Annotated in this window: 19 protein-coding genes; 8 read left to right on the top strand and 11 right to left on the bottom strand. The window is 72.9% G+C overall.

Translation table 11 applies throughout. From position 1 onward, the window contains the following. Window positions 1-103: 103 nt before the first annotated feature. Window positions 104-1,342, bottom strand: a complete 1,239-nt coding sequence (locus KBX00_RS11690) for a serine hydrolase domain-containing protein (RefSeq protein ID WP_307868483.1) — start codon at window positions 1,340-1,342, stop codon at window positions 104-106. A 289-nt stretch (window positions 1,343-1,631) separates the two neighbouring features. On the opposite strand from KBX00_RS11690, the gene KBX00_RS11685 reads away from it, so the two are divergent. Then, window positions 1,632-1,781, top strand: a complete 150-nt coding sequence (locus tag KBX00_RS11685) for a hypothetical protein (protein WP_210826101.1) — start codon at window positions 1,632-1,634, stop codon at window positions 1,779-1,781. Between the two features lie 291 nt (window positions 1,782-2,072). After that, window positions 2,073-2,750 carry a GNAT family N-acetyltransferase gene (locus KBX00_RS11680; RefSeq protein WP_210826177.1) on the top strand — a complete coding sequence of 226 codons (678 nt, stop codon included), beginning with the start codon at window positions 2,073-2,075 and terminating at the stop codon, window positions 2,748-2,750. Here KBX00_RS11680 and KBX00_RS11675 read toward each other — a convergent pair. Next, entirely contained in the window at window positions 2,737-3,291 is a 555-nt protein-coding gene (locus tag KBX00_RS11675; RefSeq protein ID WP_210826099.1) for a hypothetical protein, read from the bottom strand. The two genes, KBX00_RS11680 and KBX00_RS11675, sit on opposite strands and share 14 nt — an antisense overlap. Before the next feature lie 165 nt (window positions 3,292-3,456). On the opposite strand from KBX00_RS11675, the gene coaD reads away from it, so the two are divergent. The 3 genes from coaD (at window position 3,457) to KBX00_RS11660 (ending at window position 5,692) form a co-directional block, all read left to right on the top strand. Then, window positions 3,457-3,915, top strand: a complete 459-nt coding sequence (gene coaD, locus KBX00_RS11670) for a pantetheine-phosphate adenylyltransferase (protein WP_210826096.1) — start codon at window positions 3,457-3,459, stop codon at window positions 3,913-3,915. Window positions 3,916-4,005: 90 nt separating this feature from the next. Continuing rightward, window positions 4,006-5,007, top strand: coding sequence for an RNA polymerase subunit sigma-70 (locus tag KBX00_RS11665; protein ID WP_374225288.1), 1,002 nt, complete (start codon window positions 4,006-4,008; stop codon window positions 5,005-5,007). A 163-nt stretch (window positions 5,008-5,170) separates the two neighbouring features. Next, window positions 5,171-5,692 (top strand): hypothetical protein, encoded by a 522-nt coding sequence (locus tag KBX00_RS11660; protein ID WP_210826092.1) that lies wholly within the window; start codon window positions 5,171-5,173, stop codon window positions 5,690-5,692. A gap of 119 nt (window positions 5,693-5,811) precedes the next feature. Here the strand turns inward: KBX00_RS11660 and KBX00_RS11655 are convergent, their stop codons facing one another. From KBX00_RS11655 to KBX00_RS11625, 7 genes are read right to left on the bottom strand one after another with little or no spacing between them, the layout of a single operon-like run. Further along, window positions 5,812-6,819, bottom strand: coding sequence for a sensor histidine kinase KdpD (locus KBX00_RS11655; protein WP_210826175.1), 1,008 nt, complete (start codon window positions 6,817-6,819; stop codon window positions 5,812-5,814). A 5-nt stretch (window positions 6,820-6,824) separates the two neighbouring features. Then, on the bottom strand, window positions 6,825-7,535 hold the full coding sequence (locus KBX00_RS11650; RefSeq protein WP_210826090.1) for a response regulator transcription factor: 711 nt from the start codon (window positions 7,533-7,535) through the stop codon (window positions 6,825-6,827). A gap of 24 nt (window positions 7,536-7,559) precedes the next feature. Further along, window positions 7,560-7,991, bottom strand: a complete 432-nt coding sequence (locus tag KBX00_RS11645; RefSeq protein WP_210826088.1) for a hypothetical protein — start codon at window positions 7,989-7,991, stop codon at window positions 7,560-7,562. Next, window positions 7,988-9,202: a molybdopterin-dependent oxidoreductase gene (locus tag KBX00_RS11640; RefSeq protein ID WP_307868481.1), complete on the bottom strand. Its 1,215-nt coding sequence runs from the start codon at window positions 9,200-9,202 to the stop codon at window positions 7,988-7,990. Before KBX00_RS11640 ends, KBX00_RS11645 begins: the two co-directional genes overlap by 4 nt. Continuing rightward, the gene (locus tag KBX00_RS11635) at window positions 9,199-9,840 is read right to left on the bottom strand and encodes a class I SAM-dependent methyltransferase (RefSeq protein WP_307868480.1); all 642 of its coding nucleotides are present in this window, start codon (window positions 9,838-9,840) and stop codon (window positions 9,199-9,201) included. Before KBX00_RS11635 ends, KBX00_RS11640 begins: the two co-directional genes overlap by 4 nt. Beyond that, window positions 9,837-10,493 carry a DUF2064 domain-containing protein gene (locus KBX00_RS11630; RefSeq protein ID WP_210826085.1) on the bottom strand — a complete coding sequence of 219 codons (657 nt, stop codon included), beginning with the start codon at window positions 10,491-10,493 and terminating at the stop codon, window positions 9,837-9,839. Before KBX00_RS11630 ends, KBX00_RS11635 begins: the two co-directional genes overlap by 4 nt. After that, the gene (locus tag KBX00_RS11625; RefSeq protein WP_210826083.1) at window positions 10,490-11,149 is read right to left on the bottom strand and encodes a glycosyltransferase family 2 protein; all 660 of its coding nucleotides are present in this window, start codon (window positions 11,147-11,149) and stop codon (window positions 10,490-10,492) included. The genes KBX00_RS11630 and KBX00_RS11625 overlap by 4 nt, the downstream gene beginning before the upstream one ends. Before the next feature lie 123 nt (window positions 11,150-11,272). Between KBX00_RS11625 and KBX00_RS11620 the strand changes: the two genes are divergently transcribed. Genes KBX00_RS11620 through KBX00_RS11610 form a run of 3 tightly spaced genes read left to right on the top strand, consistent with a single transcriptional unit; the run spans window position 11,273 to window position 14,545 of the window. Beyond that, window positions 11,273-12,322, top strand: a complete 1,050-nt coding sequence (locus tag KBX00_RS11620) for an NAD-dependent epimerase/dehydratase family protein (protein WP_210826081.1) — start codon at window positions 11,273-11,275, stop codon at window positions 12,320-12,322. Then, window positions 12,319-13,707, top strand: coding sequence for a hypothetical protein (locus KBX00_RS11615; protein ID WP_210826079.1), 1,389 nt, complete (start codon window positions 12,319-12,321; stop codon window positions 13,705-13,707). The genes KBX00_RS11620 and KBX00_RS11615 overlap by 4 nt, the downstream gene beginning before the upstream one ends. Before the next feature lie 34 nt (window positions 13,708-13,741). Then, window positions 13,742-14,545 carry an S-methyl-5'-thioadenosine phosphorylase gene (locus tag KBX00_RS11610; protein WP_210826077.1) on the top strand — a complete coding sequence of 268 codons (804 nt, stop codon included), beginning with the start codon at window positions 13,742-13,744 and terminating at the stop codon, window positions 14,543-14,545. A 93-nt stretch (window positions 14,546-14,638) separates the two neighbouring features. Here KBX00_RS11610 and KBX00_RS11605 read toward each other — a convergent pair whose 3' ends face one another. Together KBX00_RS11605 and KBX00_RS11600 are read right to left on the bottom strand one after the other, a co-directional pair. Then, window positions 14,639-15,220: a histidine phosphatase family protein gene (locus KBX00_RS11605; protein WP_210826075.1), complete on the bottom strand. Its 582-nt coding sequence runs from the start codon at window positions 15,218-15,220 to the stop codon at window positions 14,639-14,641. After that, window positions 15,217-16,059, bottom strand: coding sequence for a PHP domain-containing protein (locus KBX00_RS11600; protein WP_210826073.1), 843 nt, complete (start codon window positions 16,057-16,059; stop codon window positions 15,217-15,219). The genes KBX00_RS11605 and KBX00_RS11600 overlap by 4 nt, the downstream gene beginning before the upstream one ends. Window positions 16,060-16,073: the final 14 nt, after the last annotated feature.

The raw sequence follows: 16,073 nt of genomic DNA, 5'->3' as shown, positions 1-16,073 counted from the left end.
ATCTCACCTCCTGCCGCCGCCGTCCCGACCGGGCGGCGGTGCGACGCCGCGATCCCCTGACGGACCAACGGGCCGCCAGGGGATCACCGAGCAGTGACTCGGGTCAGGGCACGGCCACCGCCGCGTCGTTGTTGCCCGGCAGCCGGCTCACGCTCGGCAGCCGCGCAACGGTCGCTGCCGAACGGTCGCTCACCTCGTCGGTCGGGCAGATCGCGGTTTGCAGCAACGTGTTCCAGGCGATGTCGATCGGGTGCGGATCGGGCAGGCCGAGCTGGTAGTGGCTGAGGTTGATCCCGGACGACACCTGGCGGGCGCCGTCGCGGCTGTGCAGTGAGATCGTCAGGTGGCCGATGACCGCGCCGTCGTGGCCCCAGAATTCGCCGCACGGGGTGGGCAGCGAGTAGATGCCGAGACCGTAGCTGCCGGCGGCGGGCTGTTCGGGCAGCATCGGCACGGCGGTGAGCATCTCGTCGAGAGCGGCCGGGCTGAGCAGGTCACCGCCGAGCAGCGCCCGGAAGAAGGTGTTCAGGTCCGCGGTGGTGGCGATCATCTCGCCGGCCGTCCAGGCCCAGCTCATGTTGAACTCGCTGAGGTCGCGTACGCCGAACGGGGCGAAGTAGGCACCGCTGTGCGGGCCGCGGATCCTCGGGTCGGCGCCGGGGAAGGACGTTCCGGTGAGCCGCAGCGGCCGCAGGATGCGCCGCTGCACCTCGGCCGCCGCATCCTTGCCGGTGATCTCTTCGATCAGCAGGCCGGCCAGGACGTAGTTGGTGTTCGAGTAGCTGAACCGGGCACCGGGAGCGTTCGTCGGCGGCATGGCCAGGCCGATGGCGACCAGGTCCGCCGGGGCGTACGTGGTGACCTGCATCTGGTTGATCGCCGCGTACGAGTCGAGCAGGGCGTTGGTGTAGTTGCCGATGCCGCTGGTGTGGTTCAGCAGCATCCGGACGGTGACCTGGTCGCCGAGCTCACCCGGCACGACGTCGGGCAGCCACTGCCCGATCGGGTCGTCGAGGCCCAACCGGTCCTCGTCGACGAGTTGGAGCACGGTGGTGGCGACGAACGTCTTGGTGACGCTGCCGATCCGGTGCCGCAGTTGTGGCTGCATCGGTCGGGGTCTGGTCAGGAACGCCTGGCCGGCGGCGTCACGCCAGTCGCGCCGGCCATCGCGCACGGCGACCAGGACGCCTGGGGCGCCGGCTTCGGGTACCGCGGCGAGTGCGGTGCGCAGCTCGGCGCGGTCCAGCCCGCCGGCGGATGGCCCGGCTGGCGGATGCGGCTGCGCTGCGGCGGAGGCGGGTACGACAGCGATGGTGGTTGCCAGCGCCACGCTGGACGCCACGCGCTTCAGTGTCCGAAATGTACGTGACATACAGACATACTCACCGGGTCCGTCCCTGGTCACATCCTGCTCAGGCGGGAGATCCGACTCCCGCTGCGGTACGAACGAGAGTCAACCGATCGGCGCACGGCTGTCCGAAGCCGGCTGCCGGGCTCGCCTCCTCGGCTTGAGTGACGGTGGTCGGGCACCGGGTTCTGCCGACGTCACGCCCGGGCAGGCGGGGTTTGGCGACTGCGACGACGCGGGTAGAGAGCGTCCGCTCGTCAGCCAACCCCCGAAGGAGACGGTCATGTCGGTGCAGGCGTTCCTCTATGTCGTCGCGGTCATCCTGCTCGTGCTCGCCGCGTTGCCCCTGCCTACCCGGGGCGTCTCGCTCGCGCTGCTCGGCGCGGCGTGCGCCCTGCTGGCCTACGCCTGGCCGGTGATCACCGGTCAGTGACGAACCCGGCGTGCTCGTCCGAGGAGCCCTGCCATCGCTCGCTCTCGCCTTGGCAGGGCTCCTGCCGTTGTCGCCGCCCCTGGTGCACGGTGGTCAGGCGCGCTGACCGACGGGGACGGAGTCGCCATGGTCAGGAGCAGTCGACAGTGAATCCGGCGGCGGTGCGCATCGGCCCCCCAGCCGGCGCCGCAGCGGGGAGTTGGCGGACACCACGGTGGCTGTCGAGCTGGCATGCTCTGGAAAGTGTCGGGACTGATCGGGGGAACCGCCGGGCGCCGGGAAGGGACCATCATGGGCACCGAGTTGGCGGACATCCTGGATGCGGCAGCCCAGGGGCACTTCCCGGCACCGGACGGCGGCGTCACCGTGGTGCCACAGCCGAGCAGTCGTGACGCCGGAGTGGTCGCCTTCACCGCCCACTCGGTGGTCTTCACCGACGAGAACCCGGTGTGGGTGCGCCGCATCCTGGCGTCTCTCGACTGCGACCCCCTGGCGGCCGCGATGAATCCGGCCTTTCTGCGCGCGCTGCTCGACCGCACCCGGCGCGCCATGGACACGATCGACCTCCTGACCGTGGCGAGCCCGCTGGCCGGTGAGCCTCCGCTGGACCTGACAGAGGTGGGCAACGCGGATCATCCACGTCGGATCAGGGCCGGTAAGCGCCGTGATGAACTGCGCGTCTGGGCGGCCGACGGCGGAATCGTCATCCTCGGCCGCGGTGTGGCAGGCCGCTGGGAGACGGCGATCGAGGTCGACGAAGGTCATCGAGGCCGGGGCCTCGGGCGGGCACTGGCCGCCGCCGCCCGGCACCTGGTGCCCGACGGCCAGCCCGTCTGGGCGCAGCAGGCCGCCGGCAACGCACGCAGCGTCCGCGCATTCCAGGCGGCGGGCTTCCGGCCGGTGGGGGCCGAGGCGCTCCTGACCGAGAGCGGTGGTGCGGGTCGGGGTGGACCCGTCAGCTCAACCTGAAGGCCACGTTGTCGAGGTCGAAGGTCGTGACGCCGTTGCCGGCCGTCTCGCTGGCGAGGAAACTGACCGTCGCGGTGCGTTCGGTCGCTGCGGTTCCGGACGACATGGTGTACTGCCGCCACTCTGCTCCGCCGTCGAAGGCCAGGGAGAACCGGGTCTTCGGGGGGATGCCGGTGACCGCCAGCCCGACGTTCAGGTAATCGCCACGGCGGGTTTCGGTGGTGGTGGTCCGGACCCAGAAGCGGACCGTCAGGTCGCAGTTGGCCGGGACCGTGACGGTGGTGCGCAGCAGGTCGGTGCGGGTCACGTCCAACCCGGCGAAGGTGGCGTACGCACGGCCGGTGCGCGCGGGCCGGGTCGTGTCGCCGAGCACGACGATGCGGGGCCCGGCCTCCCAGCCATCGGTGCCACGCTCGAACCCGGGGTTGGGATGGATCTGCCCGGTGCAGGACGGGTCGGCTGCCGACTGGTCGGCGGGCGCGCTGCCGGGGGTCAGGAGCAGCAGGGCGGCGACGAGGGTGGTGGTGACGAAGGCCTTCATCAGTGCTCCCCGTGGTCAAGGCATTCGAGAGTGTCAATCGACGATGCTTCATGAGGGTCGGCGCGTCAAGCCCTTCCCACCCTGGGGGCCGGCGGATCCGGCAGCCTACAGTCGGACCATGAGCACCGACCCAGGGTCGCGGCTCCGGTTCCCTCGGCCGCGGTCGTGACACCCGCGCCATCGGCCGGGCCCGGGACGACAGCACCCGCCGCCGGTCGCGTACGCGCCGTCTACCCCGGCAGCTTCCATCCCTTCACCGCCGGGCATGTGAACGTGGTGCGGCGTGCACGTGACCTCTTCGACGAAGTGGTCGTGCTGGTCGCCGTCAACAGCGACAAGCGTCCAGACGTCGGCGAGGAGGAGCGAGCCGCCGCCGTCCGGGCTGCCCTGCCGGTCGAGTGGACCTCCGTCACCGTGGTGGCCTGGAGCGGGTTGACCTCCGACTACTGCCGTAGCCATGAGGTGGCAGTGATCGTCCGCGGCGTGCGGAACACCAGCGACCTGCAGGCCGAGCACCGTCTCGCCGCGATGAACCAGTCGCTCGGTGTCCCCACGGTGTTTCTGCCTGCGCAACCCGAACTGACCAGGTTGTCCTCGACAGCGGTACGCAGGCTGGGTAGCTGATCCGCCGCCGAGGTGCCGACCGACCCGGTGATGAGTTGTCGCGCTCGTACCCGTCATACCTACGACGGGACACGACGAGGTGGGGATGACGTGATGAATGCGGACACGCGGCCGAAGGATCTCGGTGTGGACGGCCTGGGGGAGATCGACGAGCCAGCGTTCTCGGGGCTGGCGCAGCGGCACCGGCGGGAGCTGCACGTGCACTGTTACCGGATGCTCGGGTCGTTCGAGGATGCCGAGGACACCGTCCAGGAGACGTTCCTGCGCGCCTGGCGGCGGCGGGAGACCTTCGCGGGGCGCTCGTCGTTCCGGGCCTGGTTGTATCGGATCGCCACCAACGCCTGCCTGGACCTGCTGGCCAAGTGCCGCCCGGAGCCGGCGACCGGCGGTGAGGTGCGGTGGTTGCAGCCCTACCCGGACCGGCTGCTCGACGAGTTGGCCGCGGGCGTCGCGGACGACCCGGAGGTCGTCGCCGTGGCGCGGGAGACGATCGAGTTGGCGTACCTGGTCGCGGTCCAGCACCTGGCGCCGCGCCCGCGGGCGGTGCTGATCCTGCGGGACGTCCTCGGTTGGCCGGCGAAGGACGTCGCGGAGCTGCTCGGCGACTCGGTCAACTCGGTGAACAGCGCGTTGCAGCGGGCCCGCGCGGGCATGCGGGAGCATCTGCCCGCCGAGCGGCAGGACTGGACCGGCGGCGAGGAGGACGCCGGGACACGGGAGCTGGTGCGCCGCTACACCGAGGCCAGCGTGGCCACGGACATCGACCGGCTCGCCGCGCTGCTGCGCGACGACGTCCGCTGCTCGATGCCACCGACCCCGGGCCTGCACGTCGGCCGCGACGCGGTGGTGACCGACTGGGTCGACAGCGGCTTCGTGGGCATGACGGGTCTGCGTGCCGTCGAGACCCGGGTGAACCGGCAGCCCGCCGTCGCCTTCTATCACTCGCGGAAGCCGGCGAGCGCCTACCTGCCGTTGACCATCGACGTGCTGCGGGTCACCGACGGGGCGATCGCCGAGATCGTCACCTTCCACGACGACCAGTTCCCGCGGCTCGGGCTACCAGAGCGACTGCCCGCCGACAGCACCGACTGAACCGTTTGTGCCACCAGGCGGGAAGCCCGTGGCCGCGTGGCAGCGTGAACCGGCTGCGCCATCAGCTCGACAGCACCCATGCACCGATCCCGTGCACTCGGCCGCACCAGGCCGGACAGACCGCAGGTTTCGCTGACCGCCGCACCCGGGTAGCGGAGGGCGCATGAACCGCAATCTCGCGAAGGGTCTGCAGGTTGCGTGGGGTCTGCCGGAGTTCCGGGGCGGGTTGCGACACCTCATCGATCTCGACGAGGTGTCGGTGCTGCTGGCCACCCTGGCCGTTCCCGATCACGACCGCGAGGTGGAGCGCGGCCTGCTGAGGCTGCTGCGATCCGGTCTCGACGCGGTCGAGATCCGTGCGGCGGTGTTGCTGCTGCTGGAGCGGGACGACGTGCGCCGGCCGCTCGTCGCGGCGGTGCAGCCGCTGATGGACCGGCCGGGTCAGGCTGCGGCCATCGCTTCGGCGGCCGAGGATCCTGCGGTACGACGCGAGGTGCGGGCGGTGCTGGACAGCGCCCGGGTGCGCGAGCTGATCTGGCAGGCGATCGACAACCAGGTCAGCCACGACCGGCTCGGACTGATCCGGCGGGCGGCGCTGCTGTTCGTGCGGCATTCGAGCGTACGGCGTCTGGCCTGGGCCCTGCGCCGACACGGCGTGCTGCGCGCGCTGCGTCAGCGGCCGTGAGTCGGGTCGAAGGCGATCCGCATCCTGGCGGCGGCGCTGGCCGAGCGGGATCTCACCTTCGCCGACTGACGGCACCGGCGGACTGCCGGCGGGCGTCCGGAGCTTCGCGTGGGCTCGCCTCAGGTGGCGGGCAGGCGTACCTCGAACCGGCAACCGCGGTCGGTGTTGCGGACGTTCACCCGGCCGCCGTGCGCCTCGACGAGGCCGCGCACGATTGCCAGGCCAAGTCCGCCGCCACCGCCGGAGTCGGCGGCGGCCGGTGTGCGGGCGCGTTCACCCCGGAACGCGACGTCGAAGACCCGGTCCAGGTCTTCGCCGGGGATGCCGCCGCAGGTGTCGGAGACGGCCAGCCACACGTTGTCGGTCTCGTGGCCGGCGGCGATGTGCACGCTGCCGTCCTCCGGGGTGTAACGGACGGAGTTGATCAGCAGGTTGCTGACGATGCGGGCGAGTTCGCGTTCGCCGGCCCGGACGTTGGGCCAACCGCTGTCCGCGGCCACCAGGTGGATCCGTCGGCGGGCGGCCAGCGGCGCGACGCCGGCGATCGCGTCGGAAACCACGTCGCCCAACGGGACGGTGGTGGGCATGAGCCGCAGCGCACCGGCGTTGATCCGGGACAGCTCGAAGAGGTCGTCGACGAGCTGGGCCATCCGGTCGGTCTCCATCCGGATACGCCGGTGGTACTCGTCGACGACGGCCGGGTCGTGGATGATGCCGTCCTCGAGGGCCTCCGCCATGGCCCGCAGCCCGGCCAGCGGGGTACGCAGATCATGTGACACCCACGCCACGAGTTCGCGACGGCCGGCCTCCAGCCGCCGTTCGCGTTCCCGGGCAGCCCGGGCCCAGACCGCGGCGGCGGCCAGCCGGCTGCCGAAAACGGCGCCGACGGCGAGGCTGATCACCGCGGAGGCGGTGACCGTGACGAGTACGACCCACAGGTCGTGTGCGGACAGGAACATCGCCTGCGCGACGGTGGCGACCCCGGCGACCACGGCGAGGACGGTGACGGCGAGCAGGACCAGGATGTGCACGAGAATCGACCGGCCCCGCAACAGCCGCAGCGCTGCGGCGCCGACCAGGCCGACGACACCGCCGGCGGCGAGGGCGTAGAGCCCGATCAGCAGCATGTCGGTCACGGGCCGGCTTCCTCGTCGAGCGGGTCGTAACGGTATCCGACCCCCCAGACGGTGCGGATACGCTGCGGGTCGGCCGGGTCGTTCTCGATCTTCTCGCGCAGCCGGCGGACGTGGACGGTGACCGTCGACTGGTCGCCGAACTGCCACCCCCAGACCTTGTCCAGCAGGTCGGTGCGCGACCACGCCCGTCCCGGATGGCGCATGAAGAAGATCAGCAGATCGATCTCCCGGGCGGTGAGCGACAGCGCCGTGCCACCCAGGGTGGCGACGCGGCGGGCGGCGTCCACGGTCAGCGTCGCGTCGGTCAGCTTCGCCGAGACGGTGGGCGAAGTGGTGTGCGCGGCGGTGCGGCGCAGCACGGAGCGGATCCGCAGCACCAGTTCGCGGGGGGAGAACGGCTTGGTGACGTAGTCGTCGGCACCGACTTCGAGCCCGAGGACCCGGTCGGCCTCCTCACCGAGCGCGGTGAGCATGACCACCGGCAGGTCGGGTAGCTGCCGCCGGATCCGGCGGCAGACCTCCAGGCCGTCGATGCCGGGCATCATCAGGTCGAGGACCACGAGATCGGGGCGCCGGGCGGCGATCGCGGCGAGGCCGTCGGCGCCGTCGGCGGCGAGTTGCACCTCGCAGCCGGCCTGTTCCAGGTAACGGCGGACGACGTCACTTACCGTCGGGTCGTCGTCGACCACTAACACCCGGTGTCCCATCCCCATCACGCTAGCGACCGGGGGTCACCGTACGCCGCTCGGTGGGTCTTTCGGATTCCTTACGGCCTGCCGCCGCCGGACCACGCACACCAGCAGCGTCGTGGCGGCGACGACGAGCAGGACGGCGGCCAGGTTGCGACCGTACGGCAGCGGCAGCACCGAGGCGTTGTCGGCCGCGCGTCCGAACCCCAGGGCGAGGGGAAGTCCCACCACGGTGACCGCGGCGGCGGTGAGCACGGCCGTCCGGATCGTCGGCCGGTACAGAGGCGGAACGCGGGTCAGCGCGACACCGACGGCCAGCACCGCCGCCATCCAGGCGACGTCGTGGCCCACCAGCACCGCGGCCAGAAAGAGCAGCACCCCGCCCGGCGCCACGTCGGTGTCGGTGAGAGCGCCGACGACGGCGTACGCCATGAGCAGGCAACCGCCGACGATCAACCCGGTCCGGGTCTTCATGGTGTCCCCGACACGATGATCCGGCTGAGCCACTTGGTCTGCAGCACGCCGGGCCGGTTGGGCGCGATCAGCCGCGCCGGATAGCCGTGGTCGAGGTGCAGGGGCTCGCCGCCCAGCCGTAGCGCGATCAGGGTCAGCGGATCGCGCACATGCTCCGGTGGCACCGTGCAGGCCCGGTATCGTCCGCCGACCTGCAACGACTCGACCCAGGCCGACGAGTGTCGAGGATCGGCACCGACGAGCGCGACCAGGTCGCCCAACCGCACGCCGGTCCACGTTCCGGTGGCACTCCAGCCCTCCACGCAGGCGATCGGCAGCTCCGCGGTGTACTGCGGCAGTCGGTCGAGGGCGGCGAGGTCCAGGCTGACACTGCGGTCCGGTCCGGTGACCCGCAGCCGGTACGCCGGGTCGAGGGCGGCGGCGCGCACCCCGGCACCGGCCGCGGTCCGGTTCACCGGCAGGCCCTGCGGCCCCACGTCGGGGTGGCGTGGAGCCAGTACCGCGAGACCGGCCAACGGTCGGATCGTCTGCCCGACCGTGCTCAGGGTGATCAGGCCGGACGCGGCGGCGACGCCGCCGAGCAGCGCCCGCCGGTTCAGCCCGTCCTGCCGTGGCTCGCCGGTGGGCCGGGTGAGCGCGGCGCGAACCGCCGGCAGGTGTACGCCGATGTGCACCAGCAGCCCCCCGACCGCCAGCCAGGCCACCCAGTAGTGCCCGGCGGTGAAGAAGAACGGCATCGGGGCGTACCAGCGGGAGATGTTGAGCACGCCGCTGACCAGCAGGAACAGTGCCGCGGCGACGAGCAGACCGAGGCTCGCGCGTTCGGCCGCGTGGGCGATCGAGCGGACCGGCGGCCAGCTGAACAGGCGGGGGTACACCGACCACAGCTTGGCGCCGAGCAGCGGGATCGCGGCGAGCCCGGTCGCCACGTGCAGACCCTGCGTGAACCGGTAGAGCCCGACCGGGCGGGCCGGCCACCAGAACCAGCCCGGCGGGTGCTGGATCAGGTGGCTGAGCAGACCGGTGCCGAAGCAGATGCCGAACGCCACGCCGAGGGCGACGCCGAGCTGACTGGTCATCCGGGTCGACCGCAGCCGGGACCGGAACACCCCGGGGCGCAGCGGTCCGCGTCGCAGCGTGACCGGTGGTGCCGGCCACGGCGCCAGGCACCACCGGGCGAGGCGCCGCAGCACCGCCGCGCGGCCGCTCACCGGGGTGTCAGGGTGGCGAACCACCGCCCCGCCTCCGTCCAGCTGTCGAGCACCCGCATCGCGGTGGCGTCGGCCAGCCCGGCAAGATCTTCGAGGGGTACGCAGGCCCAGGGCAGCGTGCGGTCGGCGCCGTCCGGGTGCTGCACCGTCGCGGTTCCGGACCAGGCCGGCGTGCCCGCCGGTGCCAGTTCCGCATGCAGGCGCCCGTCGACGGCCAGCAGTTGACGGCACCGGCGGAGCAGCCGGTACGGGTCACCGCCGATGCCGATGTTGCCGTCGGCCAGCAGCAGGTGCCGCCAGCGGCCGGCACCGGGCACCGGGCCGAAGACGTCGCGTTGCAGAACGGCCGCGCCCCGGCGGCGGGCCAGCAGCACCGCGCTGGCGCTGACGTCGATGCCGAGGGCGGGCCGGCCGGCGTGGCTCAGGGCGCTGGTGAGCCGGCCCGGGCCGCAGCCGACATCAAGGGTGGGACCGGTGCAGCACCCGATCAGCGCGTCGTCTCCGGCGATCGCGTCCCGGCACCAGGCGGCCGGGTCGAAGCGGTAGACCCCGCCGCTGGCGTGCCGAGCCGTGAAGGCGGCCGGGATGCCGGCGGCGGCCCGGTCGATCGCGGTGTCGAAGACCGCGACGGCGTTCACCGGGCGACCGGTGCGGGCTGCGGCACCTCGCGGGCGACGGCGCGGGCGAACCGGCTGCCGGGCGGGCACAACCTGGCCACGGCCCGGGCGTCGGCCGCCGTGTCCACGTCGGACAGCCAGGGCAGCAGGTGTACCCGCAGGCCGCGACGACGCAGCGCGACCAGGGTGCGCTCGCCGGTGGTCGCCGTGGAGGTGGCGATGGTACGCAGCACGGTGGCGTGGCCGGGATCGCGCAGCCCCAACATCCACCAGCCACCGTCGGTGGCCGGGCCGAGCACGGCGTCCGGACCGCCCGCCGTGACGAGCAGTTCCCGGGCCGTGTCGAGGTGCTCGACGAGAAGCTGCGGGGTGTCCATGCCGATCAGCACGGCGGGCGTGCCGGGTGTGCGCGCGTCGGCGAACGCGCTGGCGAGGCGGTCGCCGAGTGAGTCGCCGCGCTGGGGGAGCGTCGCCCAACCCGGCGGGGCGGGGTGGTCGCCGTCGAGGACGAGCACGCCGGCACCGGCCGCGGCGGTGACGGTGTCCAGGGTGTCGGCCAGGGCGGCGGCGGCGACCCGGGCCGCCTGCACGGGGGTGCAGGGTGGGCAGAGCCGCGTCTTGACCCGGCCGGGTGTCGGCGCCTTGGCCAGCACCAGAACCTGGGTGGCGCTCACCGGGCCAGCACCGCGCTCATGTCGCGCACGGCGCGGGCGGTGCCGAGCAGGGTGCCGGTCACCTTCGAGCGGGTGCCGGCCGCCCTCGGACCGTAGTCGACGTCGATCTCGACCACCCGCCAACCGGCCCGGTCCGCCGCGATCAGCAACTCCAACGGGTAGCCGAACCGCCGGTCGCGCAGCCCCAACGCCAGCAGGTCGTCGCGGCGTACCGCCCGCATCGGGCCGATGTCGTGCACGTCCAGGCCGGTCGTGCGGCGCAGCCGGTGGGCGAGGAAGGCGTTGGCGGCCCGGGCGTGCAGCGGCCACACCCCCCGTCCGACCGGGCGGCGCCGGCCGGTCGCCAGCTGCGCCTGACCGGTGCGTACGGAGGCAGCCAGCCGGGGCAGTTGCGTCGGGTCGAAGGAGCCGTCGGCGTCCATCACGCACACCACCCCGTCGGCGGGGTCGGCCGCCTCGACGCCGGCGTGTACGGCGGCACCGTAGCCGGGCTCGGCGACGCTGATCACCTCCGCGCCGTGGGCGCGAGCCACCTCGGCCGAGCCGTCGGTCGAGCCGTTGTCCACCACGATCGGCCGGTAGCCGGCCGGTATCCGGGCCAGCAGGCCGGGCAGGGCCGGTGCCTCGTTCCGGCAGGGGAGTACCACATCGGTCATGTCGCGGACGCTAATCAGCATCGAGCCGGGCAGGTATTACCAGCCGATGATGAACTCTTACGAGACGCTGACGGCTGCTCGTCATCGCCTACTCCGGCGGCTGGTTGGTTCTAGCGTCGGCGCGTGGACCACGTACTCGTCACCGGCGGAGCCGGTTTCATCGGAACCCATGTCGTCACCGCGCTGCACCGGGCCGGCCATCAGGTGTCCGTGGTGGACGCCGGCCATCCGGGCGCACACCGGGCGCCGCTGCCGGAGACCGTGGCCGGCGCCCCGCTGCGCCGGATCGACCTGCGCGACCGGGCCGCCGTCGCCGCCGCCCTGACCGGCGTCGACGTGGTCGTGCACCAGGCGGCCATGGTCGGGCTCGGCGTGGACCTCGACGACCTGCCGGAGTACGTCGGTTGCAACGACCTCGGCACCGCCGTACTCCTCGCCGAGATGGCCCGCGCGGGCATCCACCGGCTCGTGCTGGCCAGCTCGATGGTGGTCTACGGGGAGGGTGCGTACACCTGCGCCCGGCACGGTGCGGTACGTCCCGCCCCACGCGCTGTCACCGACCTGGCCGCCCGGCGCTTCGAGCCCGCCTGCTCCGTCTGCGGCGCCGCCCTGGAGCCGGGCCTCATCGACGAGGAGGCGCCGCTGGACCCGCGTAGCGTGTACGCGGCCACCAAGGTGGCCCAGGAGCACCTCACGGCGGCCTGGTGCCGGCAGACCGGTGGCACCGTGGTGGCGTTGCGGTACCACAACGTCTACGGGCCCGGCATGCCGCGGGACACGCCGTACAGCGGTGTCGCGGCGATCTTCCGGTCCGCGTTGGCGGCGGGCCGGGCCCCGCGCGTGTTCGAGGACGGCCGCCAGCGACGCGACTTCGTCCACGTCGACGACGTGGCGGCCGCCAACCTCGCCGCGGTGGCGGCCACCGGCGGCCGCACCGGCTGGCGGGCCTACAACGTCGCCTCAGGCCACCCGGCCAGCATCGGCGAGATGGCCGCCGAACTCGCCCGGGCCGCCGGCGGGCCCGCACCGGTGGTCACCGGCGAGTTCCGGCTCGGCGACGTACGCCACGTGGTCGCCTCACCGGCCCGGGCCCGGGCCGAACTCGGGTTCCGTGCGGCGGTCGGGCTCGCCGACGGAGTCCGGCGGTTCGCCCACGCACCGCTGCGCGGATGAGCACGACGCTGCTCGCCCGACTGCGGCGTACCACCGGCCGGGCCGACCTGATCGCCGTCGGGGTCGCCGTCGGGTTGTTCACCGCCGCCGCCGGTGTCGGTGGCCTGCTCCACCTGCTGGGACGTCCGGTGCACGCCAGCGCGGCACCGCTGTTCGCGCAGTGGCGGCCGCACGTCGGCCCAGGTACCCCGCTGGCGTTGGCGGTGGCCGTCCTGGTCTGCTGGCGCGGAGCCGCCCTGGCGGCCCGGCTGCCGTGGCGGCGGCTGCTCGTCCTGTCCTACGCCACCGCGCTGGCGTGGACACTGTCCCTGGCCCTGGTCGACGGCTGGCAACGCGGCATCGCCGGCCGGCTGACCACCCACCACGAGTACCTGCACGAGGTTCCCGGCGTCACCGACATCCCCGCCATGCTCGGCACCTTCACCACCCGGATCCTCGACTTCCAACCGGACTCCTGGACCACCCACGTCTCCGGTCACCCGCCCGGGGCGCTGCTGGTGTTCGTCTGGCTGGACCGGATCGGGTTGGCCGGTGGCGGTTGGGCGGGGGCGGTCTGCATCGGCACGGCGGCGCTCACCGCCGTCGCCGTGCCGCACACCGTGCGGCTGCTCGGCACCGAGGACGCGGCGCGGGCAGTGCTGCCGTTCGCGGCGTTGTTCCCGGGAGCGGTCTGGTCCGGCGTCTCCGCCGACGGCCTGTTCGCCGGGGCCACCGCCACGGGCATCGTCCTGCTGGCGTATGGCGTCACCCGGGGCAGCGCGCTGGGCGCGCTCGGCGGCGGCGCGCTGCTCGGTTTCGGCTGCTACCTCTCCTACGGGCTGGTGCTGATGGTCCCGATCGCGGTGGCCGTGGTGATCCTGGGCCACCGGCGCCGGCCCGCCGCCTGGTGGGCGCTCGGGGGTGCGGCACTTGTGGTGGGCGCGTTCACGGCCGCCGGCTTCGACTGGCTGACCGGCTACCACCTGGTCGTCGAGCGCTACTACCAGGGCATCGCCAGCCGGCGCGCGTACGGCTACTGGGTCTGGGCCAACCTGGCGATCCTCACCGTCGCCGCCGGCCCGGCGGCCGCCGTCATCCTCCGCCGCGCCGCGATCTCCGGATGGCAGGCGGTCTCGGCGCTGCGGCCGGGCGGCGGTCTGCCGCGACCGGGGCACGGCACCCTCGGGTACGCCTCCTGGCTGCTACCTCTTGCCGCGGCGGCGTCGATCGTCGCGGCGGACCTCTCCGGCTACAGCAAGGCCGAGGTCGAACGCATCTGGCTGCCGTTCACCGGGTGGCTCATGGCCGGTACCGCCCTGATTCCGGCCGCCGGTCGCCGTACCTGGCTCGGCGCCCAGGCAGCGGTGGCTCTCGCGATCAACCATCTGCTTCTGACCACCTGGTAGGCCGCGACCCGGCCGGAAGACATTGGAGGTGAACGTGTCCCCATCCGCGGAACTCGCCATCATCGGCGGCTCGGGTCTCTACGCGCTGCTCGACGGCGCCACCGAACACGTCGTCCAGACACCGTACGGTGCCCCGTCCGACGCGGTGACGATCGCCGACGTCGGCGGCCGTACGGTGGCGTTCCTTCCCCGGCACGGCCGCGACCACCGGCACCCTGCGCACCGGATCCCCTACCGGGCCAACCTGTGGGCGTTGCGGTCGCTCGGGGTACGCCAGGTGCTCGCGCCGTGCGCCGTCGGTGGCCTGCGGCCGGAACTCGGGCCCGGCACGTTCGTGGTGCCCGACCAGCTCGTCGACCGGACCAGCGGCCGGGTGCAGACGTACTACGAGCAGGGTGCGGTGCACGTCTCCTTCGCCGACCCGTACTGTCCGGCCGGTCGGCGTACCCTGCTGGCGGCTGCCACCGGCCGGTCGGTGCCCGCGCACGACGGCGGGACGGTGGTGGTGGTCGAGGGGCCGCGCTTCTCCACCCGGGCCGAGTCCCGGTGGTACGCGGCGGTCGGCGGCGCGGTGATCAACATGACCGGCCACCCGGAGGCGGTCCTCGCCCGGGAGTTGGCCCTCTGCTACAGCTCCATCGCCCTGGTGACCGATCTGGACGCCGGTGTGGACAGCGGTCACGGCGTGACCCAGCAGGAGGTGTTCCGGGTTTTCGGCGAGAACACCGAGCGGCTGCGCGGGCTGCTGCTCGACGCGGTCGCCGCGCTCCCGGCCGAGCGGGCTTGTCCCTGCCCACACAGCCTGGACGGCATCACCCTCCCATTCGAGCTGCCCTGACCTGCGGCTCAGCGGTGGAAACCGCGTCCGCCCGGCTCAGCCGGCCTTCTCCTGCCGTAGGGTGGGCGAGCGGGTGACGCCGGGCCGGGGAGATCAGGTCCATCCGGAGATCTCGGGACCGGTGTGCGGGTCGGTGAAGCGCAGTCGGTAGACCGCGGGCATCGGCATCTGTCGCACCGTGGCCCATTCGACCGGCACGCCGAAGCCGGCCAACGCCCGGCAGATGAAGGTGCCGTGGCTGCCGACGAGCACCACCCGGCCGGGGTGCTGCCGGGCGAGCGTCCGCAGGGCGGCGACGGCCCGGACGCTGAGCTGCTGAAGGCTCTCACCGCCCGGGCGTGCGTGGGAGAGGTCCGTCCAGCTCCTGACGTAATGCGACTCCCAGACCTCGGTGAAGGCGAGGCCGTCGTCCCACTCGCGCAGCTCGGTCCGGGTGCGTACGGGCAGGCCGAGCGCGTCGGCGGTCGGCTGGACGGTCTGGATCGCCCGCCGGTACGGGCTGGACCAGACCGCCACCGGTCGCGGCTCGCCGAGTGCCGTCACAAGTTCCTCCGCCTGCCGCAGCCCGCGGGTGGTCAGCGGGCGGGTGAGGTCGTCCGGACCGTCGGCGGTCGGCGGGACGGACCGGGCGTGCCGGACCAGCACGATCTCGGTCGGCGTCCGGATGCCGCTCACCGCCGGCCCCAGAGGTCGTGGGGATTCCTGCCGGGTCGGAAGCCGTGCGCCTGCGCCAGCTGAGCGGCCTCCCGGAAGCCGTGTCCGACGAAGGCCGGCAGATGCGCGTCGCTGCCGAAGGTGATCGCGTCCCCACCCTCCTCGTGCCACCAGCCGAGCACGGTCGCGTGCAACGGCAGCCGGGTGTTCACCTCCAGCGCCCGACCGGACAGCGCGGTCACCCGCAACGCCTCGCGGAACTCGTCCTCGAAGACGGTCGGATCGAAGGGGCCGACCTCCTCGGTCGGCCAGGAGCGGATCGGATAGTCGATGTGCGCCAGCACGGAGAACGTGTCGCTGCTGGTGACCATGGTGGCGACGTCGGCGAGGTACGCGCGGACCACCTCGTGGGGATCCCGGCGCGGGTAGATCGCCCAGGGCTCGGCGAAGCCGTCCTGATCGGGGAGGGCGTGCAGGGAACCGAGGAGGCGGTCGAACCGGCCGGTGGCCAGCACCCGCGCGATCTGATCGGCGTGGCGATGGGGTTCACCCAGCTCCAGCCCGCTGAGGATGCGCAGCTGTGGGAATCGGTCCCGGCAGCGCTCCACCGCGTCCAGGTATCCGCCGGCGTCGAACGCGGGCAGCGTCAGCATTCCCTCCGCGTCGGCGAGCGAGGTGAGATGGTCCGAGGCGTACGGGCCCTCGGTCGCGACCCGCCACGCGGTGTGGTCCAGATGTTCGGTGAAGGCGATCGCCGGCAGACCGAGTTCGACGGCCCGCACGCACGACCCTTCCATGTCACCGACCCGGGTGTCCCACGACCACTCGCTGTGCACGTGACTGTCCGGGGGCAGTGGCATCGGACGACCTCCGT

Origin of the sequence: Micromonospora sp. C95 (genome assembly GCF_018070465.1) — a bacterium.
Classification (GTDB): domain Bacteria; phylum Actinomycetota; class Actinomycetes; order Mycobacteriales; family Micromonosporaceae; genus Micromonospora.
The sequence above is the reverse complement of the archived record's forward strand: the minus strand, read 5'-3'. Positions and strand labels throughout refer to the sequence as shown.